At 44.3% G+C, this 25519-nt stretch carries 27 protein-coding genes; 18 read left to right on the forward strand and 9 right to left on the reverse strand.

Features of this window, described 5'->3' with window-relative positions:
• Positions 1 to 28 precede the first annotated feature (28 nt).
• The 4 genes from ACUN27_RS09880 (at position 29) to ACUN27_RS09895 (ending at position 3883) form a co-directional block, all read left to right on the forward strand.
• Positions 29 to 1228 carry a macrolide family glycosyltransferase gene (locus ACUN27_RS09880; RefSeq protein ID WP_445558809.1) on the forward strand — a complete coding sequence of 400 codons (1200 nt, stop codon included), beginning with the start codon at positions 29 to 31 and terminating at the stop codon, positions 1226 to 1228.
• Positions 1229 to 1359: 131 nt separating this feature from the next.
• Positions 1360 to 2139 carry an SDR family oxidoreductase gene (locus ACUN27_RS09885; RefSeq protein WP_445558810.1) on the forward strand — a complete coding sequence of 260 codons (780 nt, stop codon included), beginning with the start codon at positions 1360 to 1362 and terminating at the stop codon, positions 2137 to 2139.
• Positions 2140 to 2314: 175 nt separating this feature from the next.
• A complete protein-coding gene (locus tag ACUN27_RS09890) occupies positions 2315 to 3169 on the forward strand; it encodes an SDR family oxidoreductase (RefSeq protein ID WP_326061806.1) in 855 nt (284 codons plus the stop codon).
• 111 nt (positions 3170 to 3280) lie between these two features.
• Complete coding sequence (locus ACUN27_RS09895; protein ID WP_315951675.1) at positions 3281 to 3883, forward strand: DUF1003 domain-containing protein; 603 nt, start codon at positions 3281 to 3283, stop codon at positions 3881 to 3883.
• Positions 3884 to 3966: 83 nt separating this feature from the next.
• Here ACUN27_RS09895 and ACUN27_RS09900 read toward each other — a convergent pair whose 3' ends face one another.
• A complete protein-coding gene (locus ACUN27_RS09900) occupies positions 3967 to 4614 on the reverse strand; it encodes a GntR family transcriptional regulator (RefSeq protein ID WP_326061807.1) in 648 nt (215 codons plus the stop codon).
• A 179-nt stretch (positions 4615 to 4793) separates the two neighbouring features.
• Here ACUN27_RS09900 and ACUN27_RS09905 point away from each other — a divergent pair, with 179 nt between their 5' ends.
• Both ACUN27_RS09905 and ACUN27_RS09910 read left to right on the forward strand, forming a co-directional pair.
• Positions 4794 to 5135, forward strand: a complete 342-nt coding sequence (locus tag ACUN27_RS09905; RefSeq protein WP_326061808.1) for a cupin domain-containing protein — start codon at positions 4794 to 4796, stop codon at positions 5133 to 5135.
• 110 nt (positions 5136 to 5245) lie between these two features.
• Positions 5246 to 6049 (forward strand): class I SAM-dependent methyltransferase, encoded by an 804-nt coding sequence (locus ACUN27_RS09910; protein WP_326061809.1) that lies wholly within the window; start codon positions 5246 to 5248, stop codon positions 6047 to 6049.
• A gap of 77 nt (positions 6050 to 6126) precedes the next feature.
• Here ACUN27_RS09910 and ACUN27_RS09915 read toward each other — a convergent pair whose 3' ends face one another.
• Both ACUN27_RS09915 and ACUN27_RS09920 read right to left on the reverse strand, forming a co-directional pair.
• Entirely contained in the window at positions 6127 to 6642 is a 516-nt protein-coding gene (locus ACUN27_RS09915; RefSeq protein ID WP_326061810.1) for a dihydrofolate reductase family protein, read from the reverse strand.
• Complete coding sequence (locus ACUN27_RS09920) at positions 6639 to 7538, reverse strand: alpha/beta fold hydrolase (protein WP_315951670.1); 900 nt, start codon at positions 7536 to 7538, stop codon at positions 6639 to 6641. Before ACUN27_RS09920 ends, ACUN27_RS09915 begins: the two co-directional genes overlap by 4 nt.
• Positions 7539 to 7800: 262 nt before the next feature.
• Between ACUN27_RS09920 and ACUN27_RS09925 the strand changes: the two genes are divergently transcribed.
• Positions 7801 to 8136: a winged helix-turn-helix transcriptional regulator gene (locus ACUN27_RS09925; protein ID WP_315951669.1), complete on the forward strand. Its 336-nt coding sequence runs from the start codon at positions 7801 to 7803 to the stop codon at positions 8134 to 8136.
• Here ACUN27_RS09925 and ACUN27_RS09930 read toward each other — a convergent pair.
• A complete protein-coding gene (locus ACUN27_RS09930) occupies positions 8133 to 8465 on the reverse strand; it encodes a winged helix-turn-helix transcriptional regulator (RefSeq protein WP_315951668.1) in 333 nt (110 codons plus the stop codon). The two genes, ACUN27_RS09925 and ACUN27_RS09930, sit on opposite strands and share 4 nt — an antisense overlap.
• Before the next feature lie 119 nt (positions 8466 to 8584).
• Between ACUN27_RS09930 and ACUN27_RS09935 the strand changes: the two genes are divergently transcribed.
• Together ACUN27_RS09935 and ACUN27_RS09940 are read left to right on the forward strand one after the other, a co-directional pair.
• Positions 8585 to 9055, forward strand: a complete 471-nt coding sequence (locus ACUN27_RS09935) for a DUF4267 domain-containing protein (RefSeq protein WP_315951667.1) — start codon at positions 8585 to 8587, stop codon at positions 9053 to 9055.
• Positions 9056 to 9076: 21 nt separating this feature from the next.
• Positions 9077 to 9520, forward strand: a complete 444-nt coding sequence (locus tag ACUN27_RS09940) for a DUF2269 family protein (protein WP_315951666.1) — start codon at positions 9077 to 9079, stop codon at positions 9518 to 9520.
• A 471-nt stretch (positions 9521 to 9991) separates the two neighbouring features.
• Here the strand turns inward: ACUN27_RS09940 and ACUN27_RS09945 are convergent, their stop codons facing one another.
• Together ACUN27_RS09945 and ACUN27_RS09950 are read right to left on the reverse strand one after the other, a co-directional pair.
• Positions 9992 to 10792 carry a class I SAM-dependent methyltransferase gene (locus ACUN27_RS09945; protein WP_326061811.1) on the reverse strand — a complete coding sequence of 267 codons (801 nt, stop codon included), beginning with the start codon at positions 10790 to 10792 and terminating at the stop codon, positions 9992 to 9994.
• A gap of 136 nt (positions 10793 to 10928) precedes the next feature.
• Complete coding sequence (locus ACUN27_RS09950; protein WP_315951664.1) at positions 10929 to 11774, reverse strand: alpha/beta fold hydrolase; 846 nt, start codon at positions 11772 to 11774, stop codon at positions 10929 to 10931.
• A 441-nt stretch (positions 11775 to 12215) separates the two neighbouring features.
• On the opposite strand from ACUN27_RS09950, the gene ACUN27_RS09955 reads away from it, so the two are divergent.
• The 5 genes from ACUN27_RS09955 to ACUN27_RS09975 all read left to right on the forward strand — a co-directional run bounded on the left by ACUN27_RS09955 (position 12216) and on the right by ACUN27_RS09975 (position 17432).
• Positions 12216 to 12740 (forward strand): alpha-amylase family glycosyl hydrolase, encoded by a 525-nt coding sequence (locus tag ACUN27_RS09955; protein WP_445558811.1) that lies wholly within the window; start codon positions 12216 to 12218, stop codon positions 12738 to 12740.
• 165 nt (positions 12741 to 12905) lie between these two features.
• Positions 12906 to 14423: an extracellular solute-binding protein gene (locus tag ACUN27_RS09960; protein ID WP_326061813.1), complete on the forward strand. Its 1518-nt coding sequence runs from the start codon at positions 12906 to 12908 to the stop codon at positions 14421 to 14423.
• A gap of 76 nt (positions 14424 to 14499) precedes the next feature.
• Complete coding sequence (locus ACUN27_RS09965; RefSeq protein ID WP_315951660.1) at positions 14500 to 15456, forward strand: ABC transporter permease; 957 nt, start codon at positions 14500 to 14502, stop codon at positions 15454 to 15456.
• Between the two features lie 27 nt (positions 15457 to 15483).
• Entirely contained in the window at positions 15484 to 16362 is an 879-nt protein-coding gene (locus tag ACUN27_RS09970; RefSeq protein WP_315951659.1) for a carbohydrate ABC transporter permease, read from the forward strand.
• 47 nt (positions 16363 to 16409) lie between these two features.
• Entirely contained in the window at positions 16410 to 17432 is a 1023-nt protein-coding gene (locus ACUN27_RS09975) for a Gfo/Idh/MocA family protein (protein ID WP_326061815.1), read from the forward strand.
• A gap of 49 nt (positions 17433 to 17481) precedes the next feature.
• Here the strand turns inward: ACUN27_RS09975 and ACUN27_RS09980 are convergent, their stop codons facing one another.
• From ACUN27_RS09980 to ACUN27_RS09990, 3 genes are read right to left on the reverse strand one after another with little or no spacing between them, the layout of a single operon-like run.
• Positions 17482 to 18363 carry an AraC family transcriptional regulator gene (locus tag ACUN27_RS09980; RefSeq protein ID WP_315951656.1) on the reverse strand — a complete coding sequence of 294 codons (882 nt, stop codon included), beginning with the start codon at positions 18361 to 18363 and terminating at the stop codon, positions 17482 to 17484.
• A gap of 15 nt (positions 18364 to 18378) precedes the next feature.
• Complete coding sequence (locus tag ACUN27_RS09985; protein WP_326061816.1) at positions 18379 to 19065, reverse strand: response regulator transcription factor; 687 nt, start codon at positions 19063 to 19065, stop codon at positions 18379 to 18381.
• A 35-nt stretch (positions 19066 to 19100) separates the two neighbouring features.
• The gene (locus ACUN27_RS09990; RefSeq protein WP_315951652.1) at positions 19101 to 20576 is read right to left on the reverse strand and encodes a sensor histidine kinase; all 1476 of its coding nucleotides are present in this window, start codon (positions 20574 to 20576) and stop codon (positions 19101 to 19103) included.
• A gap of 130 nt (positions 20577 to 20706) precedes the next feature.
• On the opposite strand from ACUN27_RS09990, the gene ACUN27_RS09995 reads away from it, so the two are divergent.
• The 4 genes from ACUN27_RS09995 (at position 20707) to ACUN27_RS10010 (ending at position 25327) form a co-directional block, all read left to right on the forward strand.
• Entirely contained in the window at positions 20707 to 22026 is a 1320-nt protein-coding gene (locus tag ACUN27_RS09995; protein WP_326061817.1) for an ABC transporter substrate-binding protein, read from the forward strand.
• Positions 22027 to 22214: 188 nt separating this feature from the next.
• Positions 22215 to 22988, forward strand: coding sequence for a carbohydrate ABC transporter permease (locus ACUN27_RS10000; RefSeq protein WP_315951649.1), 774 nt, complete (start codon positions 22215 to 22217; stop codon positions 22986 to 22988).
• Positions 22989 to 23022: 34 nt separating this feature from the next.
• Positions 23023 to 23901, forward strand: a complete 879-nt coding sequence (locus tag ACUN27_RS10005) for a carbohydrate ABC transporter permease (protein ID WP_326061819.1) — start codon at positions 23023 to 23025, stop codon at positions 23899 to 23901.
• A gap of 7 nt (positions 23902 to 23908) precedes the next feature.
• Positions 23909 to 25327, forward strand: a complete 1419-nt coding sequence (locus ACUN27_RS10010) for a sulfatase family protein (RefSeq protein WP_445558812.1) — start codon at positions 23909 to 23911, stop codon at positions 25325 to 25327.
• Positions 25328 to 25519 lie beyond the last annotated feature (192 nt).

Below are 25519 nucleotides of genomic sequence, written 5' to 3' on the forward strand. Positions count from 1 at the left end.
GTAAAATATAGGCTAAGGAGTGATGGAAATGGCGAGAGTATTATTTATTAACGGAGGCTCAGAGGGACATATCAATCCAACTATTGGAGTGGTGCAAGAACTGATTTCACGTGGAGAAGAGGTTGTGTACTTTTGTATCGAGGCTTATCGGGAGCGCCTAGAGAAAACGGGAGCTGTCGTACGTACATTTGACGATCAGAAATTTATAAAAGCTTATATCTCCGGCGGGCGTGACTATTTGCTCGAGAGAATCAACGGTCTTTTGCTTACGGCAGATATAGTGATTCCGAGTGTTCTTGAACAAATTGAAAATGAGCATTTTGATTACATCATCCATGATTCCATGTTTGGTTGTGGCCATTTGCTTGCTCAAATTCTGAAGCTTCCTGCAATCAACTCTTGTACTTCATTTGCACAGACGAAAGGCTCATTTGATAAATTAGTGGAACAAATTTCTGCGAAAATCCCACCAGAAACAAGTAAATCTATCGATGATAAATTTCAAAGTTTAACGGCAAAATTGAGGGAACAATATGCTGTGGAGATCCCTTCACGTTATGAAGTGTTTTGTAATCCTGCGCCTCTTACAATTGTTTATACAACAAGGGAGTTTCAGCCTTATGGCGCAGCGTTTGACCCTACCTACAAATTCGTAGGTCCTTCCATCGCTTCACGGGTGCCGCAAGAGAACTTTGACCTTGCAGCAATCGTGGGGAAAGAACCCATTTACATTTCACTGGGGACTGTTTTTAACCAAGCCATAGATTTCTATAAGCTTTGTTTTGAGGCATTGGGAAACACGGGTCACACGGTTGTTATGTCTATTGGTAACAGGACGCAAATGGCTGATTTAGGGGAGATCCCTCCAAATTTCATCGTGAAAAATTATGTTCCACAAACACAGTTGCTGCCCCATACCAAATTATTTATTACTCATGGTGGAATGAATAGTACCCATGAAGGTCTCTATTACGGGGTTCCGCTAATTGTCATCCCGCAAAGCGCAGATCAGCCGATGGTTGCCGCGCAAGTCGCCAATATCGGAGCCGGCATGCAATTGCAAATGCAAAGCTTGACCGCGAATCAACTGCGGGAAGCTGTGGATCATGTGTTAAGTGAACCTTCTTACAAGATTGCTGTTGCAAATACAAGGGAATCCTTACGACATTCAGGCGGGTATCGGCAAGCTGTTGATGAGATTTTTAAATATAGAAGTCAGAATGAATGATCGAGGAACGTTAGCAAAATATCAAACCGGAGGCTGCTGCGTGCAGCCTTTTGTGCACGGAGCGATTGAAATAGACTATTTAACTTTTTTTAGAATAGGATATTAAAAAATGAAAGGAAGGTCGAGATCGCATGAAAATGAGCGGGAATACGATACTTATCACAGGAGGGACATCCGGCATCGGCTTCGAATTTGCCGAGCAGCTGATGAAGCTGGGGAATACCGTCATTATAACGGGGCGGGATCAAGCGAGGTTGGATGCAGCGAAGAAAAAGCTTCCAACGGTACATACGATACAAAGTGATGCTGGAGATCCTAAGGCGATTGCAGCTTTGTTTGAAACGGTGGTGAAGCAATTTCCTGAGCTTAATGTTCTAATCAACAACGCAGGATTCATGCGCAGGCTTAATCTACATGATCAAGACGTCGATCTGGAGGATATAAACCGTGAGATCGAAACGAATTTAAGCGGTCCGATCCGGATGGTGAAGCAATTTCTTTCACATTTGAAAATGAAAGAGTCGTCTGCGATCCTGAACGTATCGTCGGGCCTCGCCTTCGTCCCGCTGCCAATCTCGCCGGTGTATTGCGCTGCAAAAGCAGGAATTCACTCTTTTACACAGTCGCTGAGAGTTCAGCTCAAAAACACAAGGGTAAAAGTGTTTGAACTTGCGCCTCCTTTGACAGCTACTCCGCTCGTAGACTCGTTCGATCCGGCGGATCTGGCGGGTTCGAAAGCGATGAATGTGTCCGTCATGGTGGGCGCTGCTATTCGGGGCATGGAGCAGGATAACTTTGAAATCCGGCCTGGGCAGAGCAACGCTTTGAAGCTCATGAATCGGATCGCGCCAAAGTTTATATTCAGCCAGCTCAGCAAATCGGCGGACAAGATGCTAAGTGAGATGAACTAAAAGAGAAGTTCATTATCATACAGGGCAAATTGTGTATATAGCCAAGTTGAGAAAAGGACGCGATTGTGTGGCAGTAAAGTTTAATTATAGGAATTAACTCACTTGTTGTTCCATTACGCAAAAGCTATTTTAAGAGTATAGCGTGCAATAAACAATGAGAGAGGAAGATCGATTGATGAAGATTATCGTCACAGGAGCGACAGGTCAGTTGGGCAATCTCGTTATACAACATCTGCTAAAAAAAATACCTGCAAGTCAGGTTATCGCGGTTGTTCGTAATCTCGAAAAAGCGGCTGCACTTGCAGCTCTTGGCATTGAAGTTCGTCTGGCGGACTATAATGTCCCGGAATCCCTTCACAATGCTTTTAGACTGGGGACGAAGCTGCTGTTCATTTCAAGTTCAGAATCCGATGATACGCTGCGCGTCGTTCAACATGCGAATGTCGTCAAAGCAGCCAGAGATCAAAAAATGCAACATATTGCCTATACAAGCTTCGCTTTTGCTGAAGATAATCCATTTGCTCGTGTTCATTTGGCTACTGAGAACGCGATTCATACGACTCGGATTCCTTACACTTTTTTACGGAACGGCGGTTATACGGAATTTTTTATCAACTCGTCCCTTAAAACAGTTATAGAGAATGGTACGATTCTCACTAATACCAATAATAGGAAAGTGAACTCGGTTAGTCGCAGTGACTTGGCTCTGGCAGCAGCAACCGTTCTGATAGAGGAAGGACATGAAAATAAGACATATAATCTCGTATCGAACACTCCGTGGAGTTTTGATGATTTGGCTGAAATACTCTCGGAAATATCCGGCAAAAGCGTGATTCATCAGTCGGTTTCTTATGAAGAGGAGAAAAGCTTGCTTGTTCAGGCCGGGCTGCCGAAATCTGCTGCGGAAACAACCGCTTTTATTTATCGTACCATTGCAGAAGGACAAATGGAGCGAACGACCGATGATCTTCAACAGTTGATTGGGTTCCAAACGCCTATTAAGGAACTCGTTGAAAAAGCTTTGCAGTAGTAGAACCAAATAAATGCGGAAAAAACAACCTCGAATAACAACCCACGATTAGGTTAAAAATAAATTTGGTGGAATCATGCACTAATCGTGTACAAGGATGGAATTCGAGAAATGAACAAAAAGAATATGGAAAACGATGACTTTTTTGATGAGGCTTCTATCATTCAAGGGTTTGATATTGAGCTTAGTGAATCGAATGCGCTGCGTATAGACAGATTGGTTGACGAGTATGAAAAAAGCATCCTGAATCGAGTCGATGAAGAGTATTCGGAAAATACAACGATTTCCGATCGGCTTGCCGATAGCATTGCCAAGTTCGGTGGAAGCTGGACTTTCATCGGTTGCTTTGGTGCATTACTAATCGTCTGGATGATTTGGAATACGCTTCCTTTCATCAAGCCTCTTCACTTTGACGAGCCTCCATTTATCCTGCTGAACTTGTGCTTATCTTTTCTTGCAGCCTTTCAAGCGCCCATCATTATGATGAGTCAGAATCGACAAAGTGCCAGAGATAAACATGAGTCGGTTATCGATTTCGCCATTAATTATAAAGCAGAGCAAGAAATTGATGATATTCAAAAACATCTGCATCGTATGGAGGAAGATGATTTAAATACGTTAGAACAGTTTAATGGCGAGTTGTTGGAGATTAAAAAGCTTCTTGCTTCAATTGAATCTAGACTTTCTAGACTTGATATAAAGAAAGATGAATGAATCTGCAAAAGTAACTAAATTGCAGTGATAGCGAACAATGAAAAAGCGTAAGGGACGCACCATGTCCTTTACGCTTTTTGACGTTATATGCGGCCTAACCGGACCATTCGTTCACGGCTATGGTCATGGGAGGCTTTGACAATGCAGCGAACTTCTGCCCAATCCTTGGCGGCAGTAGCTTCATAGAGCGCTTGGTTCACACGGTTGCCGGAATAGTGGGGTTCATGCGGCGTGATTTTAAAATTAATGGTGGCATAGAGCACGATTTTATCAATATAAAGCTCCATCATCTTGAGCATGGCATTATTGTTCAGAATGCTGATGAAATAGTACGCAAATTGTAAGGTGTATTTGACATAGAGGTAGTAAGCGTCTCGCTCTGTCGCCTCCAATTGCAGATCGAGGCATTCCTTGAGCTTCTTGAGGTCCGGCACCTCGCCGTGGGTTTCAATATGCTCCAAGGCCAGCTGCTGAAACCCATACAGAATCTCCATGATATCCATCGCTTCTTTGAGGGAGGGCTCCTTGACCAGGACGCCGCGCTTCTTCAGAGAAACGACCAGTCCGTCGTGCTCCAGTTGAGTAATGGCGCTGCGCACCGGCGTTCGGCTCATGTTGAGGGAATCGGCCAGTTCATTTTCAGATAAGAGTGTGCCAGGCATGAACTCTCCCAGCATGATTTGTCTATGAATAAAGTCATAGGCGGTTTGAATCAAGGATACGGAAGCCATATGCTTGCTAGTCCTCTCGCACGCTGTTTTGGGGGTAGACCCGCGTGTCTACCATGTATCATATGCGATCAAAAGAAGATTTCGCAAGTAAAGGTTTCTTTACATTGGAGTTTTGAATTTTTATTCATATTTATGTATAATAATTCTCTGTTGAAACAACGGAGAAGGAGCTTATTGAGATGAAAATAAGTAAATATAATGCGGAACATTATATGTGGGGAGATCAATGTGACGGATGGCATTTAGTTAAAAAGAATGAGTTGAGCGTCATTCATGAAAGGATGCCTGCAGATACAGCAGAAGTCAAACATTATCATCAGCAATCCCGTCAATTTTTCTTCGTTCTCTCGGGTATTGCAACCATGGAAATCGAGGGGGAAGAAGTTGTCCTGCATCCGCAAGAAGGAGTCGAAGTTCCTCCCCTAGTCCCTCATCAAATGTTTAATAAATCCAATGAGGACGTTGAATTTTTAGTCATTTCGCAACCAATTAGCAAGGGCGACCGGATAGTCGTCGATTAAGTTAAGTTTAGTTTAAACAATCTTTCAACTTTCCTTTTATTGGGATTACCTGCATACTTAATTTGAATCTTTGCAGAAATGAAATTCCTGATGAAGAGGGGAGTGGGAACGTGAATACCAGCACAAATGTCATCAAAGAGCAATGGAATCAATGGTCGGATACCTGGTATCGAAAGTACAGATCAGATGAAGTCATCGCAAAAATAATGAATTCTCCCGAATCGGCTTTTCCGAGCATGACGTATGCCATGATTCAGGAAGCTATGCCAGATATGAGTGGCAAGCGGGTTTTGGTTCCTTCAAGTGGCGATAATCATGCTGTTTTTGCTTTTCATTTAATGGGTGCAAAAGTGACGTCATGTGATATTTCGGAGAAACAAGTAGAGAATGCTTATGAAATTGCGAAAAATAATAATTGGGAAATTGAATTCATTTGCGACGATACGATGAAATTAGCTGAGATTAGTCATAATGAATATGACTTTGTATACACATCAAACGGAGTTCATATTTGGATAAACGATTTGAAATCCATGTACAAGAACATTCATAGGGTACTTAAGCAAAATGGGACCTACATCATGTTCGATATACATCCGTTTATGCGTCCTTTTGGAATCACGGCGAGTAAGTCGTTAACGGTTGAAAAACCATACGATGTAATTGGCCCTTTTGGAGAGATACCAACATATAAGTGGCGAATGCAAGATATTATGAATGCTATGATATCTTCAAATCTTAACATTAGTCATATAGAGGAAATGTATGCTGATCATGGTTCGTTTTGGGTAGATGATTCAACCGATGATGGGGAACAATTATCAGAACAAGAGCTTGAAGACTACTGCAATTGGCGTAAAAATCCTCTAGCAGCTATTCCTCAATGGCTATCTATTAAAGCAACGAAAGTGTAGTTGATTAACACACGAAAACCGCGTCCTAAAAGGCGCGGTTTTCGTGTTCGTCCTGCTGGAAGGTTACACGATGCATCCTATATAGTATGATCAATCGCATAGTGCACTTGAACGACGCCGCTGCCTAGCGATTTAAAGTTCAATAATTCCACTTCCTTGTATTGGTATTTCTCCGTATCGATTAATAGATTAAGTCCTTTGCCTTCGAGTACCGGTGCGATATTGAATATGAGTTCATCGACAAGCCCTTGACTCAGGAAAGCATTGTGAAGGTCCGCACCTCCCGAAATGAGGGCAGTTGGATAGCCTTTATCCCGCAGGTAGCTTAAGGCGTCGCTTGGGGAGCCAACAACCGTCACACCGGGAATTTCTTTTACGCTCCCCGATACAACGACGATATCCATTTCGGCAAAATCGCCGCCACTGCCGCTTGCCTGCATCCCTTCAAACGTACGTCTTCCGACAATGAAATTTCCTGCTTTTCTAGCATGTGCTGCAAAATCGCCGAGTGCTTCCTCTTTTGGCGGGTGATTCGAACTCGCTTGCGCGTAGTTGCCGTTACCAGTTAATGTTGCCCATAGAATTGTTTTCATTGTATAACCTCCTGTATTTGTTGCGCTGTCCGTTTAAGGACTCTGCGAATGGATGCGGTCACCCGGTCTGGCCGATCTTCCTGCACATAGTGAGAGGCGTCGACTAACGACTCGGTTTCATTCATTTTCAAATAACTCTGCCATCTGGCCATTTCTACAGGTGGAAAACCCGCGCTATCTTTCGTCCCCCACAGAATCTGAGTTGGCAAATGGGATAGAACCGGAAGTTTTTTCTCGATCTCCTCAAGCCAAGGACGTGCCATTCGGATCTGCCTCGGGAATACCCATGTAGGTTTCCGTGATTTTGGCGTTGGGAATGGATCGGTATAGGCCTTTCTCAAGGTATTCGTAACTTTCTCGGTATGATGGATCCCATGTGGAACAATTTTCTTAGCGAAAAAGTTATGCCTTGTCTGCAGCCAATAGCCGATTGGCCATCCCCCCATCGCTAACGAGAATAGCTTCATCGCGGGGAGTGTTGCCGGCCATGCCCATGTATTCATAAGGACAATTCCGCGCAGATTCTCATGGTGTTTGACGGCGTAATTGAACCCGATCGGACCTCCCCAATCTTGCACGACTAGTACGAAGTCTCTGAGATCTAAGCGCCGGATGAATTCGGTGACCGCCTCCGAATGCTCCTGAGGTGTGTAGCCATAGCCGGAAGGAGCCCGTGACATCCCGAGTCCTGGGTAATCCAGTGCAATTAGCCGACATTCACCGCTCAACTCTTTGATGACATTCCGGTAAAGATACGACCAGGTGGGATTTCCGTGTAGAAGAAGAATGACGGGGCCTTGCCCCTCGTCAACGTAATGAATCATGCCATCGCGATACGGCATCCAGTTGTCCTTGAACGGATACTCCGATGTATCTACAACAAATGGTCTTTGCATATGTGCCTCCAATCAGCCTTTTCAGGCAAAGTTTAAATGGTATGGAGTAAATAGCTGAATATTCTGATTATTAAAATGGTACAAAGCCTTGATCCTATCGCTTAATTGCCCTGGTTGCGCGCACCACGCAGGGGTTGAAATCGATATGAAGTAGAAACTTATATTCCTGCTCTTCAATAAGACTACAGTACTGTGGTACATTTGAAAAGTAGTTACAAAAAGGTGCAATAGTTTCACAAAATGAACTATGGAGGAAACGTGCATGTTGGATCGTTCTTGTATCGAAGCGATTGATCCTTTGCTCGAAATCTTGGATGGTAAATGGACACTTCCTCTTTTGTTGGAGTTGTTCGTCGGCACCAGGCGATTCGGAGAGTTGCGGCGAAGGTTGCACCCGATTAGCCCGAAGACATTAACAGATCGACTGAGGGTATTAGAGGAAAAAGGCATTATTACGCGCACGCTATACCCCGGGGTTCCCCTACATGTAGAATATGAGCTAACGGAGCGCGGGTGGGAACTGCAGCCTATTTTTGCAGCTATGTGGGCTTGGGTTCAGGAAAATGACTTAAACGCAAACAAAAAGAACCAGCTTTAAGACGCTGGTTCTTTTTGTTTGCGTTCATTATGTTTTTCTCCCCAAGCACACATGACTTCTGCTACAGGGACCAATGTTCGGCCATATTCACTAAGCGAATATTCTACTTTTGGAGGGACGGTAGGGTATACCGTTCTTTGGATCACGCCTTCGTGTTCTAAATCACGAAGATGTTGTGTGAGCATTTTTTGGGAGACATCCGGAATTAGCTTTTCCAGATCGTTATACCGCCTGGTTGATTCAACTAAATGCCATAAGATCGTCGGTTTCCACTTTCCACCTAAAACATGAATGACCGTCTCGATGGGACACTCGCGTTGATGAATCATTGATATATCACACCCTTACTTTTAAGTATGTGGCGTACTTTAAAGTGCGTTCTTAACAGAATAATAGTCCCGCAGTACAATAAAGTCAATTAAATAAATTGGAAAAAGGAGACAAAAAAATGAGCGCATCGAATTGGGGATTAAAGTCAGTATCGTTTTGGTTAGTGGGGGTTGTTACGCTGTTGATGTTTTTTTTAGGAGTAAAAGGTTTTATCACACCGGAAGCGGCGATTCGAGATTTTGGCCTCCCTCTGCATGACGTTTCTGATAAATATCTTGTTCATATTAAAGCAGATCGTGACCTGTTTATTGGTATCTTCCTGCTAGCCTTAATGGTACTTCGGATGAGAAAAGCAATGCTCGTTGTCATGCTAACTTCTATAGTAATGCCTATTATCGATGCCCTATTGGTGATAACAATTGCCGCAGATAAAACTCCTTCTTGGATCCATATTGTTACAGCCGTATACGGACTTGTCGTAGGTTGGATGTTATATCGAGAAGAGCAGCGTGCCCGGATCGCGAATACGGAAACAATGATAAGTACGAAAACCACAACTATTAAAACAATATCCTCATTAGAAGTTTAAATATAAAGTAGGGGGCCATACATGTATATTTACCTGTTGTTCGTCCATATTATTTCCGCCATAACAGCTATGGCTGCAGTCATCTGCTACCCTTTAATTATGAGCAGCGCCAGAACAACAGGTCAAGCCAAGTTCGCGCTCGCACTGTTGGAGAAGACGGCGATCCTCCCGAAGCTAGGTGGCACATTGCTGCTGCTTACAGGTTTGGCCCTTGGCTTTCTTGAAACCTCTTTGTTTAAAGAGCTGTGGTATTTGCTCTCGATTGTCATCTTCCTAGTCATTCTCGTCATCTTTGCCGGACTCATTCCGGCGGGCATTAAGCAGCAGCTTACACTGCTGCAGAAGACGCAGGGCGATAATTTGCCTGATGCGTACAGGCAAAGTCGCAGGCGATCTGCCTGGTTGGAAGTGATTGCAAATCTTGCTGCATTCATAGTCATTTTGCTAATGGTGTTTAAACCGTAGTGATAAAAAAGAAGAACAGGCTGCTGTCTTTACAGATAAGCGACTTGTTCTTCTTTTTCATTGTAGTGAGCGAAAAGTCAGTAAGGGGAACTAGAGTCCGCTAGGGGAGTTTACAGCCTCCCCCTGTATTTAGCTTGTTTGACGATGAAAACAGCCGTCCTCTAGGTGCCATAGCACCTTATCAAAATGTGCAGCTTGCCCCAGGTGCACCATTTAGTTTTTATTACAAAAGAAGTCCCGAGGAATGGCTAAAGGTCTGCCAATATACAGTATGGACCGAAGTACGTTATAAACGCGATGAGTGCCACCGGGTAATCAGGAACGTGGTATCAAATTGATACCTGGCTTGGACCAAAATGGATTATCAAACCAGCGCTTATGGAGGATGTCCACGCCGAACCGATAGATTATCAACTTAAGTTAACAGGGTCCGAGACAGTCTACTCAGTACCATTACAGAACTTGCACATCCTACATTTTTCTAAAACGAAATATAACCGCAGGCGGGATATCATACCAATCGAACTTATTGTTTGCCTGTTCATCCTTCTCGAAGCTTGGCTCATGCAAACCATCAAGAACAAAACCCGAGCTGAAAAATAAATTCATATAATAGGATAAAGGCCTATGAAATAGGAGATGAGGAACAGGTTGACCTTTTATGCCTATTGTTTGGCTAGGCTCTGGAGTTAAATAGGTTGAGATTTGGATACTATTTCTTGTAACAATCTCCCCGTTACGGTCTTCGGATTCATGTATTTTTCTTGTAGTTGGCGTTTGGAAACACGGATGCGGTATGGAGAATACGAAGATCCCGCTCTTTTTTAATAGCTGTGAAAGCGCCTTTGTTAAACAGGTTATATCCGCAATATCCATTAGAGCCATATTAGCCACAGCACCATCATACTTTTCTATTCCGAGGGTTAGTAATGACTGATAGTTTGTTGCATCAACCACTTGATAATCTATGCGATTTATATAGGTAGTTGACCTTATTTTTGCTCGCTCGATCATGTTAGGACTATAGTCAAAAGCAACAACCTCAGCGCCTAAATCAGCCAACCTTCGTGAGAAGTTTCCATTACCACATGCAATATCCAGCAGGATCTGACCTTCTTTTACTTCAAGAAGTTCTTCCGTCTTTGGTCTGATAATTTCACGATGGAATCGATTGCTATGTTCACCCATGTAATCATCCCAAAACGCCGCAATCTCGTCCCATCTGGACTGAGAATCGTCCGTCATTTCATTCCATTGGCTCAGAATATCCACGTCCCTTCCACTCATGTTATAGGCTTATCCAACACTCATAATACCATATGCTGGTATAAATTTCTGTTACTTCTATACCCCCAATAACAAACAAAGCCCAAGCATGGTACGCCTGGGCTTACATTTGCGTTTCCGATCAGTCACGTCCCGCCTCGTACAGCTTCCGAGCCAGCATGGCAGGCCTTGTGCGCGTATCCGTAAAATGGTCTCCGTCCCCGACGATCAAACGGAACACACCGAGCCGCGAGGACATATGCGGATTCCAGCCGAAGCCTTCTCCTTGTGGCAATACGTTGTCTTGATAGAAATAGACGTAACTTTTGGGCGTAGGCAGTGTATAGAACACTTTGAGATCTAATTTCTCGAAAAGCGGTTTCGCCGGTTCAGGACGGACACTTGTATAGAAATGTTTGGCTTGCTCCAAAGTTGCTGTATTGACGAACAAATCCCGAAACAGCGGAAATGGAAGCAGAATGGTGTCGTCCTTCGATCCGGCTCTGAGCTGCTCGAAACCCTGCCTCGTTGGAGGCGGCAACTCATCCGCTAGCGACCCGCCGTCTTTCAGAACAAATGCGTCCCAGAAGACGAGGCGTTTGATGCGATCTGGTATTTGTTCAGCAACCTTCTGGATGACAGTGCCACCGAAGCTGTGTCCTACGAGAACGATGTCGCGCAAGTTCAGCCTCATTATATAATCGACGACAGACTTCGTGATCATCGCATGCGTGACATTTTTGTTCGGATCTGTGCCGTGACCCGCGTATTCCGGCGCATGGACGGTATGCCCCTGACTGCGCAGTACGGCAGCAACGCCGTCCCAGAAATGAGCGTCGGCCCAGGATCCATGCACAAGCACGAAGGAAAGCCGCTGCTCAGGCAGACGACTGACTCCGTCAGATTCAACGGCGCTACGCCACGAGAGCCACTCGCCTTCCACATAAGGGGAATAATATGGCCAGTGGGGAACAAATCGGTAATACATGTACAAACATCCTCTCAGAATGACATATATCAGCTTATGCCCAACAAGTTTGGGTGGTGTCTAAGACAGTTTCGTGTGAGTGACAGTTCTGTGACTGTGAGGAAACCCAAACGAAGGATTATACAAGACTTTGTAAGCCCAAAATACTCTAGGTCAAAGTTTTGGGAGCTATGGAATCTTTGGTGGAGTTCCGCAGTGCAGTTAAACCCATAAATCCTAACGCCAACATTCTGGGCGAATATTTGGGGGAACGCGTCATCTTGGACGGCGGCTGGTGATCAGTGGGACGGAGCGACGAATTTCGATGGCTTCACACAGCCGGTATCGGAATGGATTACAGGTAAAGACTATAGCAATAATGCAGCATCGATACCGACATCTTAATTTGACAGTTGGCTGCTAGGCACTCGGGCGAATTATCCGTCGAACGTCCAACAGGTGATGAGCAATCATTTGGGCAATCATGACATTACGCGATTCGGAACGAGGGCGGGAGGAGACATTTGGAAAACATATCTCACTCTATTTTTCCAGATGACCTATGTTGGAACACCAACCATCTATTATGGGGATGAATATGGCATGCAGGGCGGTGCGGATCCCGACAACCGTCGCCCATTTGATTGGGCGCAAGGAACTACCTCTAACAGCGCTGTTTCTCTGACGCAGCAATTAATTAGTATTCGTAATCAATATCCTGCACTAAGGATGGGGTCGTTTATGACACTGCAGGCAGATGATGCCTCTGACATTTATTCATATGGCCGATTTGATAATACAAACCGAATTGCTGTTGTTTTAAACAATGATACGGCCCGGAAATCCGTTACGGTTCCTGTGTCGAAGCTGAGTGTTGTGGACGGAAGCATCAAGACTGATCGAATGACAGGAACGGCATACATGGTTCAAAATGGTTCAGTGACCGTTTCTGTGAATGGGCATTACGGGGCTATTTTAACCCAATAGAGAACTTCCGGTTACATGAAAAATGACAGTTTTGTGTGATTTTACACCAGTTCTGTTCCTAGAATCTATGCTGACTATCACGTACAATTGACTTTGTAGGAGCAAAGATTGAGAGACGTGAAAGCGTTATCTTTAAAAAGATGATGAATCTAGGGGGTTAACCATTTGGTCAAAAACAGATTGCGTAAGGTAAACACGCTTGCAGCGACAGCTGTTCTAACAGCTTCATTAATTGGCTGTTCTTCCGCTTCAACCACGAATTCATCTTCTGGAGATTCGAAAGCTGCTGCACCGATGGATTTAAGTGTGATGTTTTACACATCGGCTAATATCCAGATTACACATGACGATAATGAGGCTATCAAGTTTTTGGAGAAAAAGTTTAACGTTAAGCTGACGATTATGGACACGCCGATTAATGATTACACAACCAAGCAAAACACGATTGTGGCTTCTGGCAGTATACCGGATGTGATGGTCTGGAATGCATTTCCCGATGCGGCTTTAAGCGGCTATTTGAAGCAAGGAGCTTTCATGCAATTAGATAAATATATTGATAAAGCGCCTAATTTGAAAAAATACCCGCAAATGATCTGGGACAATGTGAAAGTAGACGGACATTTCTATATGATTCCGAGGGTGAGGCCGATTGTGCGCACAGGCGTCCTTATTCGGAAGGATTGGCTGGATAAACTTAATTTACCCATTCCCAAAACAACGGAAGATTTTGCTAAAGTCGCAATCGCCTTCACCAAAAATGATCCTGATGGCGATGGCAATGCAGATACGTATGGGATTGCCACAGATCCCAAATTATCGAATTTGAACCCATTGTTTGGTGCATTCGGAACAGGAAACGGCTGGTTGAAACAGGCAGACGGGACCCTTGTCAATTCATTTATTACCCCAGGAATGAATCAGTCGCTTCAATATTTACGGGATTTATATGCACAGGGAGCCTTAAGCAAAGATTTCCCGGTTCAACAAGGAAACACTCGAAAAGAGATTCAAAGCGGAAAAGCAGGGATTATGCTAGAGAGCTATATCATTGACTACGCTCAGGACATTGCTGCGTTGAAAAAAGTGGATCCAAAAGCGGAGCTTATTTATATCGATCCTCCTGTAGGGCCAACTGGAGCCAGTGGATACTTTGCTGGTAGCGGCAACGCTGCTGGATGGGTCATACCTGCAACCGCAAAACCAGAGAAAGTAGAAAAAATACTAGAGATTATGAACTGGGAAGCAAGTGATGAAGGGTATCATTTCAATAAATACGGGATAGATGGTATCCATAACACGAAGAATGCGGACGGTACGTTCACTACGAACGAGAAATACATTAAAGATGATCTTAAAGAATTGATCATGGTTTCACCCTATGACATCTACAGCTATTCCGATACGGGAGCACCGCTCGATGTCCAAAAAGTTCAGCGTGATGCGCTCGATAAAAATAAGGACAAGGGAATTGCCTTAACGCTTCCATCCTACATATCTCCTACTCAAATTCAGAAGAACGAAGAAATAAACAATAAGCTTAGATATGATTACTTTACAAGAATTATTACAGGGCAGCTGCCGGCCAATGCATTCGATGAGTTTGTTACGAAATGGAAATCCGGTGGAGGCGATCAAATCACGAAGGAAACCAACGAGTTCTATAAATCTCAGGGAACGAAATAAAGGAAGCCGCATTCGTTCAGTTCACTTGTCGTACAGGGTGCGGCAAGTGAACTAGTATCATTGGGGGATGACATGTATGAACCAATTTTCAGGGCAGTCCAGCTTAACCCAGCCGATAACGAAGAAGGCAACGAAACGGAAATTTGTTGCTTTTATACAAGATTGGGATCTTTATTTGCTTGCCCTTCCTGGGATCGTTTATTTTCTTTTATTTAAATATCTGCCCATGTGGGGAATTTTGATTTCCTTTCAGGATTTCAGTCCCTTTTTGGGGTTTTGGAAAAGTGAGTGGGTTGGGCTTAAGCATTTCCAGGAGCTTTTTGCTTATGATCATTTTTGGAATTTAATGAGAAACACGTTGTTAATTAGTTTCTATCAGCTGATCTTTTTCTTTCCCGTTCCGATCATTTTTGCCCTAATGCTGCATGAAATAAGCAAAACATTTTTTAAAAAGTTAATCCAGACGATCATTTATCTCCCGCATTTTATTTCTTGGGTCGTCATTGCCTCAATTACGTTTGTCTTGTTGTCAGGCGGGGGAGTCGTTAACCATATCATTGAAGCAATGGGTGGAAAAACGGTCAATTTCTTGTCGGAACCGGCCATTTTTAGAACACTGATTGTATTACAAGATATTTGGAAAGAAGCGGGTTGGGGAACCATCATCTATTTGGCTGCACTCGCAGGTGTCGATCCGCAATTGTATGAAGCTGCGGTCATGGATGGAGCGAACCGATGGAAACAGTTATGGCATGTTACGCTGCCAACGATTCGCAGTACGATTATTATTTTGTTTCTACTGCGACTGGGACATATTATGGATGTCGGATTTGAGCAAATTTTCCTCATGCTAAACAGTTTGGTGCGAAATGTAGGAGATGTTTTCGAAACGTTTGTCTATCAAAAGGGACTGGTTGAGGGGCAATTAAGCTTTTCTACGGCGGTTGGACTCTTTAAATCAATCATCAGTCTCATTGTTGTTGCGGTTGCGAATTGGTTGGTTAAAAAGGCCGGCGAAGATGGCATCTACTGAACAGGGAATGAGAAGGAGGATTACAGCATGATTCGAAATAGAGGGGTAGGCAGTCGGATTTTCGATGGTGCAAACTATCTATCATTGTTCTTAGTAGCGGTAATAACCTTTATTCCCTTCTATTATGTCATTGTCGCATCCCTATCACCGATCAAGCAGGTGCTTACGGAAAGCATTATTTTATGGCCGGAGAAGTTTACTCTTACGTCCTACCACATGATTCTTACCACCCCGTCGTTTGTAAGAGCGCTACTCTTTACCCTATTTATTACTGTAGTTGGAACAGCCATCAATATGTTGTTTACCTCAACGCTGGGTTATTCCTTGTCAAAAAAACGATTTCGTGCGCGTCGGGCTATTTTGATGCTCATTGTGTTTTCGATGATGTTTAGCGGTGGACTTATCCCGACCTATCTCGTTGTTAAACAGTTGGGGATGATCAACAGTCTTTGGGCTTTAATGCTGCCTGGTGCTATTTCAGCTTTTAATCTGATTGTATTGAAAAATTTTTTCGCGAGTATCCCGCAAGCGTTAGAAGACTCAGCAAGGATTGACGGTTGCAGCAACTTTGGCATTTTTATGCGAATCGCGTTACCGCTGTCTTTGCCTGCACTTGCTTCCTTTACGCTATTTTATGCCGTTGGGAATTGGAATCAGTTTTTTGCAGCCATCATGTATATGAATAATTCGCGTTATTGGACGCTGCAGGTCGTATTAAGGCAGCTTGTCATCATTGGAGACTCCACAGGATACGGACAAGTCATCGATGATGCCAATAAAACGGCGTTTCCGGAAACATTGAAATATGCGGCTATTGTGGTCGCCACACTCCCCATTTTGTTGGTATACCCATTCTTGCAAAAATATTTTGTTAAAGGGGTATTAATGGGTTCGGTTAAAGAATAGAAAGAACAGAAAAGATCAGCTTGGTAGGATCTACAGGAGGGAAATTTATGTTTAAGTTAGGTTTGATGGGTTGTGGGGTTGTTGCGAATTACGGACATATTCCCTCAATAATGAATTCGTCTAAATTTGAATTAGCTGCTATCTATGAACCTGTTGCTGCTCGAAAAGAAGAGCTTCAGAAGAAACATCAGGTTGAAGTTTTTAGTGATGTAGAGCTGTTTTTTCAATCCGGAATTGATGCCGTAGTGATTACATCGCCAGCACCTTCTCATTATCAAAATGTTCGCGACGCTGCACGTTATGGCAAGCATGTCTTATGCGAGAAACCATTGGCTATGGATGACGAAGAGGCTGCAGAGATGATCGCTTTGATGGAAAAAGCGGGATTAATGCTGTTTACAGCCTTTGACTACCGGTTTAGCCCCGTTTCTCAGATGATCAAAACCATCGTTGAAAATAAGAGCATCGGTGACGTTCGCTCACTGAGGTTAAGCTATATTTGGAATAATCATGGAAAATATATAAATTATGACGGAATTCCTTCACAGTTAAACCTAAGACGTGCAAACCGAATGATCGAAGGCGGACCTATGGTTGACTGCGGTGTGCATCAGATTGACCTTGCAAGATGGTGGTTGAATTCGGATGTACAGCTTCAGCATTCGGAAGGAGCCTGGGTGGACGAATATGAAGCTCCAGACCATATGTACCTTCATATGAAGCATGCTAACGAGGTACATACGATGTTGGAAATCAGCTATTCTTACTGTTTTACGGCTAAAGAACCGGTGTCTCACTTTATTTATGAACTGATCGGGACGGACGGAGTTATTCGTTATGATCGCGAAGCCAAAATATTTGAAATGCGCAATGCATCTGGCACGACCCGGTTTCCTTATACGTCTGAAAAGAATTTCAAGGGGATGTACGAGGCCTTTGCTTTATCGCTTGAGACCGGTCAAACGGGAGATATGCCGACCGGACTGGACGGGCTAATTGCAACCCGTATCGCTCGCAGAGCAACTAATGAACTGATCCAAAAACGCGCGATGCTGCAAACAAGCGAGTAGTTAAATATAAAAAAGTGCCCTTCCGACTGCGGAAGAGCACTTTTTTACGTTAAACGAACGATACAGGTTTTTGTATTCGCTTTTTTCGGAATTCGGAAGGCGTGTACTCGTTATAGCGTTTGAAAATACGAATGAACATGTTGACGTTCGGGAAACCCGATTGAACCCCAACATCGGCAATATTTAACGATTCGGTAAGCAGCAGATGCTCAGCTGTTTTAATTCGTCTTAAATGAAGATAATCGACAAAGGACATACCGATACACTGTTGGAAATATTTGATGAAATAATGATACTCCAAATGCACAAGATGTAGTACATCCTGAATTCGAATCGGGTTTTGATAATTTAATTCAATATAATCCAATACGGGCTTGAGACGCTGCCAATCTGCAGGTGATATGGGAGGAGAAGAGGGAGCATGACGAATGAGCAGGGAAAGCAGCTGTTTGAAGGCGCCACTTATCGCCAGTTCGTAGCCGGCCTCCATCTGGCTTGCTTCTCGGTATACTTGGACTAACAGGTGAAACATCGTTTCTTTGACAGATGGGTTGTTAGCCAGCACCTCATTAATACGATCCAGCGGTTCCGATAATTCCAGCAAAATAGGTGAGAAGTCCTTGGTATACTGATCTAATTGTGCTAGGATGTCCAATTGCAGTACAATTTGCTTAACTAACTTCTGTCTTCGGGTACGGTGCAACCGAGATGATCCTATAATTAAGAGATCCTGATCTTGTAATTGATAAATCGTGTCGACTGTTTCAACTTGCATGGAGCCTTCAAATAAGAGAATGATTTCTATTTCTTTATGATAATGCCAGATATTCCAAGGTAACGAAGGCAGTGGCTCTAAAGTAATGTCCCATATTTTGTAACGCAGCAAGGGATGATGGTAATTAACGTGTTCATTTTTTGCGTTTTCTTCCACATTTGTCCCTCCAGCTTAGAGCTTCTTCAGAACCTCGAAAATTCGCAAATCATTGATGGTTTGGATAACCATTGCGGAATCAGGCATTTGAAATTTCTTCAGAATTGAATTTATTTGTTTCTTAATGGTTTCATATTCAACAAATCGCTCTTCGGCAATTTGTTTCCTTTTCTTGCCTTCGCATAGTAAGCGGAGGACCTGCAGTTCGCTTGGCGTAAGCTCTGAAATGATCTGAATAATATTCAGCAGGCTGTTCTCTGCTCGCTTCACGCGTGCAAATTCTTCACGAATTTTCTCGGCAATCATCGGGCGGATTGGGGATGCGTTCATGTAGGCGGCGCGTATGGCTTCCATAATTTCGACGTCAGTAGCGGTTTTTAACAAATAGTCCGTAATGCCTGTCTGAAAGGCGGCAAAGATGAAGTTTTCGTCCTTGTGAACGGTGAGCACGATGATTTTCATCTGGGGATATTTGTCGTGAATGATTTTCGCCGCTTGAATACCCGCGAATTGGGATTCCATCTCGATGTCCATGAGAATCACTTCCGGTTGATGCAGCGCTGCTTGAATAACGGCATCGTGCCCCGAGGAAACACGCGCGACACAAGCAAAATCATCATGTCCGGCGAATGTCCTTTCCAGCCTTCGGAGGTGAGCTTCCATGTCATCAGCGATGAGAATACGGATAGGTTGATGTGTCATTGTACAGGATCTCCTTTCGTCAGCTGTCCGTTCTTTTAGATAATCGGCAAGTAGACCGTAAAGGTCGTACCGACGTCTTTCTTGCTCTCTACGACAATCTTACCATCGTGGCCTATGATGATCTTGTGGCAATAGGACAAGCCGATTCCCCAATTATTAACCGATGCTTTGGTAGTGAAAAAAGGATCGAAAATCGCCTCCAAATGCTCCTCGGCGACACCGGGGCCGTTATCGGTAATTCGAATAAGTGCCCAACCGTTCTGCTGGCTCCGTTCGACCACAATGCGGCCGTCATCCCGAAATAGTAGTGATTCACTGGCATTGAGAAGCAGGTTGTAAATGGCTTCAGTCAAGTGATTGAGGTCGATATAACAATTAGCGGGCAGCGAACCCGGCGAATAATCGACTTGGCAGCGGCTGGCCTGTTCGTTTAAGCGGGCAATCGCCTGCTGAACCGGAAGATCGATAGACATCGGTTGGAGATTCAGACTTATATTTTTTAATTTATCAGCGGCATCGTTAATGCTGGCGAGCGCTGATTGCGACGATCGTAAGATGAGGTCAAGGCTATATATGGATTCGCTGTCCGCCTGATGGCGTTCTTTCAGATAGGCAGCCTCGGACTGAATGCCGATCAAATGATTTTTGAGGGCATGTGTAAAAGCGCGCGTACCAAGCGTTGCCGTGTCGATGCTTTTATTAATTTGAATATCGCGGTTTTTGCGGTAATTTTCAATGGAATTAAACTTGTACACCAGGTAAATCATCAAAAACAAGATTAAATAGATGGCAAATGGAAACACAGGCAGAAGGATCGACTGATAGCCAAGAGGAGGCTGCAGATAGTTGAAATAACCTTTCAAATACGTTTCTTTAACCAATACTTTCGGAGCCCAGGAAAAAATAAACAGATGGATCACGACAAGCGGAATAAAGAGCAAGACATGATATAAGGTTAAATTTTTGATAAATTTAATTTTCGGATAATTCAAATAATAGTTGATCAATAGGCCAAAAGCAACAAAAAGTATGAGGAAGCGAAGGCTCTTTATAACCATTTCAATCACACTAAAGAAGGTTAAGCTATCAATCTGATTGCTTAGAGCGATATGAAGAGAAGGATCAAAGTAGGCGGTCTCGATGATGAAAAAGAGCAAGATACCTCCATAACCGATCCTTTGTTTCCATATGCTTAAGCTGCGGGTGAAGGCAATGGCGAAGCCAAGCAGCGAGCAGTAGAATAGCCCAACGCCGATATTCAGCATGCGAATAAGCCAATCGGGATTGAATTTGGTCAAAACCAAATAATTCCAGGTACCGGGACTGAAATCAAAAAAGGTATGAATCACATTGAAATAGTAATTAAATTTACTCAGATACAACGTAAAGGCTACAAAAGAGAGCACCCAGCCGATGATGATGCCGTACATGAAGCGGGTTGACGCATGATTTAGCTTTTTGTACGTGAACAATATGGTGAAAATGAGCAGTACAAGAGTAACGAACAGCATAGAATCACTTCCTTCTCTTCAGGCAAAAGGGGGGGAATAAAACATTCATCTGTCGGCCTGATTGGTGTCTACGTATAATTCAAAATAAGAAAGCGCACACAAATCATATCAAAAAAAGGGTGGGTGTCAAATGAAAAAAAGTTTAAAGCTTGCTGTGACAGGCTCTTTGCTGTTGGGATTGCTGGCTGGATGCGGGTCCGCCGGGCAAACGGCAGGAGATAAAAGCGCGGCATCCCCAGACGCTAAAGCGGCTCAAGTGAGTTTGAAAGCAACGGTACTTCAGGATGATTTGGAAACGTTTAAAACCGCTTACGAAGAATTTAGTAAAGAGAACCCGACGATCCAAGTGCAATTTGAAACGATTCCACAAGCACAGTACTACGAAAAGCTCCGCATGCAGCTGTCTTCTGGGGATAATATCGATTTGTTCGGCGGCAACATGGATGTGTTTCTGGACACAGGCATTTTGGAGCCGTTAGACGATTATGTCAAAAAGGCGAACGTGGATGTTTCTGGATATGGTCCGCTGTATGATGCGTTAAAAGTTAACGATAAAGTTTTCGGACTTCCTTACCGGAAATCCAACTGGATGTTGTTCTACAACAAAACATTGTTCGATCAAGCCGGCGTTGCCTATCCGAAAGCGGATATGACATGGGATGAATTCCGTGAACTGGCGAAGAAGATGACCAAAGGGGAAGGCGCCAATAAAACGTACGGGGCATTCTTGCATCCATGGGCACAAACGTGGTATATGCAAGGCGTTCAAACCGGCGCTTCGATCATCGATAAAGACTTATCGGCGTTCAAGAAAGGCCTTCAATTCCGTTTGGATATGGAAAAAGACGGCTCGATGATGGGGTGGGCCGAACAGATTACGACAAATGCACATTACAACGCCGCTTTCCAGAAGGGCAATGTGGCAATGAATCTGATCGGGGACTGGCATGTGGCACAGCTTAGACAAGCGGAAGCCGAGAAGAAAATCAGCTTTGATTGGGACGTTGTTCCCGTTCCGCATCCGGAAGGCGTAGCAGCCAATACGAGCTTGGCGACTCCGGTGTCCTTGATGGTGAACAAGAATTCCAAGCACAAAGAAGAAGCGTTCAAAGTGCTTCAGTTCATGACCGGCGTGAAAGGTGCGAAGCAGTTTGCGGCGAAAGGCTTTCTCACAGGATATATAAACGATGAAATCCGCAAGACGTATATTGGTGACGGCAGCTTGAAGCCTAAAAACATCCATTATTTCGTGGAACAAAAAGAATATCCGGAATATCCGCTGCTGCCTGGTGTGAAAAACATTTTGGTGAACAGCGTTTACAAGCAAGAAGGCGAAATGGCTTTAACTGGTGCTCAGACCGTCGATCAAGCGATTCAAAAGATCGGCCAGCGCGTTGCCTCCGAATGGGCCGATAAATATGCCAAGGATTACAAAGCAGGCAAAAAGTAAGGGACAGAACAGAAACGGCCGAGCTTCGCTCCATGTAGTGAAGCTCGACTGCTTTGATAGGGGTGAAGCATATGAAGGGTTCGAGCAAAGCATTACGGCGTAATCGATTGACAGGGTATACATTTCTGCTTCCCAATATACTTGGATTTTTGATTTTTATTTGCTTACCAGTGTGTGCTTCCTTCCTCATGAGTTTTACGGAGTGGAACGGGTTTGGTGAAATTGAATTTGCGGGATTATCGAATTATACGCGTTTATGGAGCGATGAAACGTTCCGGATCTCCCTGCTCAATAGTTTACTTATGACAGCCGTTTCCGTACCGGTGACGCTGATTCTTGCGATTTTGGCAGCAGTCGCCCTCAATAAAGGCTTGAGAGGCGTTAAAATATTTCGAACGGCAATTTTTCTACCGCATATTACGGCAACCATTGCCGTAGCTGTCGTGTGGCAGCTGCTTTATAACCCGACCATGGGGCCGATTAACGGCTTTCTCAGAAGCCTTGGGATGGACAATCCGCCAACTTGGCTTGCATCGACACATTGGGCGCTCCTCTCGGTCATTATCGTCAGCATCTGGCATTCGATAGGTTACTATATGGTGCTCTATTTAGCCGGCTTGCAGGGAATTCCTAAGGATCTCTATGAAGCAGCGGAAATTGATGGCGCAGGCAAAGTCTCACAGTTCCGCAATATAACATTGCCGATGCTGTCGCCGGTCATTTTCTTTACCATTATTATGGGCATTATCAATTCGTTCAAAGTATTTGATCTGGTCTTTGTCTTGACCAAAGGAGGCCCTGGCCGTTCAACGCACATGCTGGTTTACGACATTTATTATACGGCCTTCCAGCGCTTTGAATATGGCTATGCCTCTGCCATGGCTTATGTGCTGTTCGCGATTATTCTAGTCATTACATTGATTCAATTTAGAGGGCAAAAACGTTGGGTGAACTACTCCTAACGAGTTTAACGGGTTAGAGAAGGGAGAAGCCAACATGAATACACGAATAGAATCAAGTCGGTCTATGGTGACGTTACCGAGGCGCACCCAACTTGGCGCATGGATTAGAAAAGCGGTTTTATATGTGGTCGTGACCGTTGTCGCCTTGTCCATGGTTGTTCCTTTCCTCTGGATGCTTTCCGCATCGGTGAAGTCGGAGGCGGAAATATTCAGCTTCCCGATTCAGTGGATACCGAGTCATTTTTACTGGTCGAATTACAGCAAGGTGTGGACGCAGCTTCCTTTTTTCACCTATTACTTGAATACGATCAAAATCGCCGTGCTAACTACACTGCTGCAAATTATTACATGCTCTACGGCTGCTTATGCGTTCGCCAAAGTGAAATTTCCGGAGCGGGATAAACTGTTTTTCCTGTATGTGGCAACGATGATGGTACCTTACCAAGTCATGATGATCCCACAGTTTATGTTAATGAAGAAAATCGGGTTAATCGATTCGCATTGGGCATTGATTTTGTTGGGGGCTTTTAGTCCATTTGGCGTATTCTTGTTCAGACAGTTTTTTATGTCTATTCCAGAAGAACTTTCGGAAGCTGCCAGAATTGACGGCTTAAGTGAGTTTGGCATCTATGCAAGGGTCATCCTGCCACTCATTCGGCCGGCGATTGCCAGTTTGACGATCTTTACCTTCATGCACGCATGGAATGATTTCCTCGGTCCTTTGATCTACTTGAATTCGGATAACTTATTTACGCTCCAACTTGGCATGCAGCATTTCCAATCTGAGCATGCTACGGAGTATGGCCCGTTAATGGCAGCAGCGGTTTGCGCCATTATTCCGACTATCATCATTTACTTTATGGCCCAAGACCATTTCGTCGAAGGGATTTCCGCAGGCGCGGTTAAAGGGTGAGTCTAACATGAAGCCAAATATCATTTATATTTTTGCTGATCAATGGCGGAAGCAGGCTGTCGGTTTTGTGGGGGAAGATCCTGTCATCACGCCCAATATCGACCGATTCGCGCAGGAGAGCCTAGTGTTTAACCATGCGCTCTCTTGTACACCGCTTTGTTCTCCGCACCGGGCGGCGCTCATGACAGGCAGATATCCGCAATCGACAGGTGTCTATACGAACTGTAAGATCGGAGCGGAAATTATGCTAAGCGCGGACGAAGTTTGTGTGGGAGATGTGTTGAAGGCAGCTGGGTATCAAACAGGTTATATTGGCAAATGGCATCTGGATTTACCTGAGCAAAACCGGTGTCCAGAGCCTGAATCCGGAGCGCGTGAATGGGATGCGTACACACCGCCGGGGTCGAAACGGCACGGCTTTGATTTCTGGTATTCCTACGGCGCATACGATCATCATCTGAAGCCGCATTATTGGAAAGACACGCCGGAGATGATTCAAGTCGACCAGTGGTCATTGGAGCATGAAACGGATGTTGCGTTAGACTTTATTCGGGCAAAAGGGAAAGAAACCGAAAAGGATGATCGACCGTTTGCTTTATTTGTCTCTTGGAATCCGCCTCATAGCCCCTTTGAACTTGTGCCGGATCGCTACAAGGAAATCTATCGTGGTCGAGAGTTGAGCTTGCGACCGAACGTAAGTTCGGATCATCTTGCAGCGCATACCGGTGAGCCCTTTGAAAGCGGGGATGAGGCGCTGAATCGGTATACCCGCGATTACTTCGCAGCGGTGTCTGGCATGGATGAACAATTCGGCCGAATTTGGCGGGAAGTCGAGCAGCTCGGGATGGCGGAAAACACGTTGATCGTACTTTCGTCGGATCACGGTGAGCTCATGGGCTCGCATGGTTTAATGGCGAAGCATTCTTGGCATGAGGAATCCATCGCGATTCCTTGTCTAATGAGTTGGAGAGGCATGATTGAGCAGGGTAGCACGAATTTGCTTTTTAACAGTGTGGATATTATGCCTACGCTGCTCGGTCTTGCCGGCATTCCCGTACCTGCTGCTGTAGAAGGTATGGATCTGTCCGGCGATATCCTAGGTACGAAACAAACCGACATATCCTCGGCCTTCCTTTCCGCCTTTCCTGGAAGAAAGGATGCGATGGAGCTCTTCGCCGCTTCTGGCTTGGACAACCGCCGATATGGTTGGCGGGGTATCCGTACAAGCTTGTACACCTATGTCGTACATAGAGGATATGTACCTGGAGTAGAAGTGCAACGCTTCTTCTATGATCATGAGAAGGATCCTTATCAGCTGAATCCTGTTGTGCTGTATGAGCGGCCGCAGACGGAACTTTTGATATCGCTGGAAAAAGAGCTGCAAAGTTGGTTAGATCGGACAATGGATAAGTTTGATCTGGGTTGATAGATGTTTGCAGAAAGTTAAAAAGAGTGCACAGAGTATAAAATGTGCGCTCTTTTTTTGTTGTTTCTTTCATTATCTAAATGTAATCGCAAGATATGCGAGATTTGTATATTTTTTAGTTAAAAATGCGGAGAATGCCCTCGAAAATTATGCTATTTTTATAGGTATATGTGCGTTAAGGCTATAAATTTC

This window comes from Paenibacillus sp. WC2504 (genome assembly GCF_052682475.1).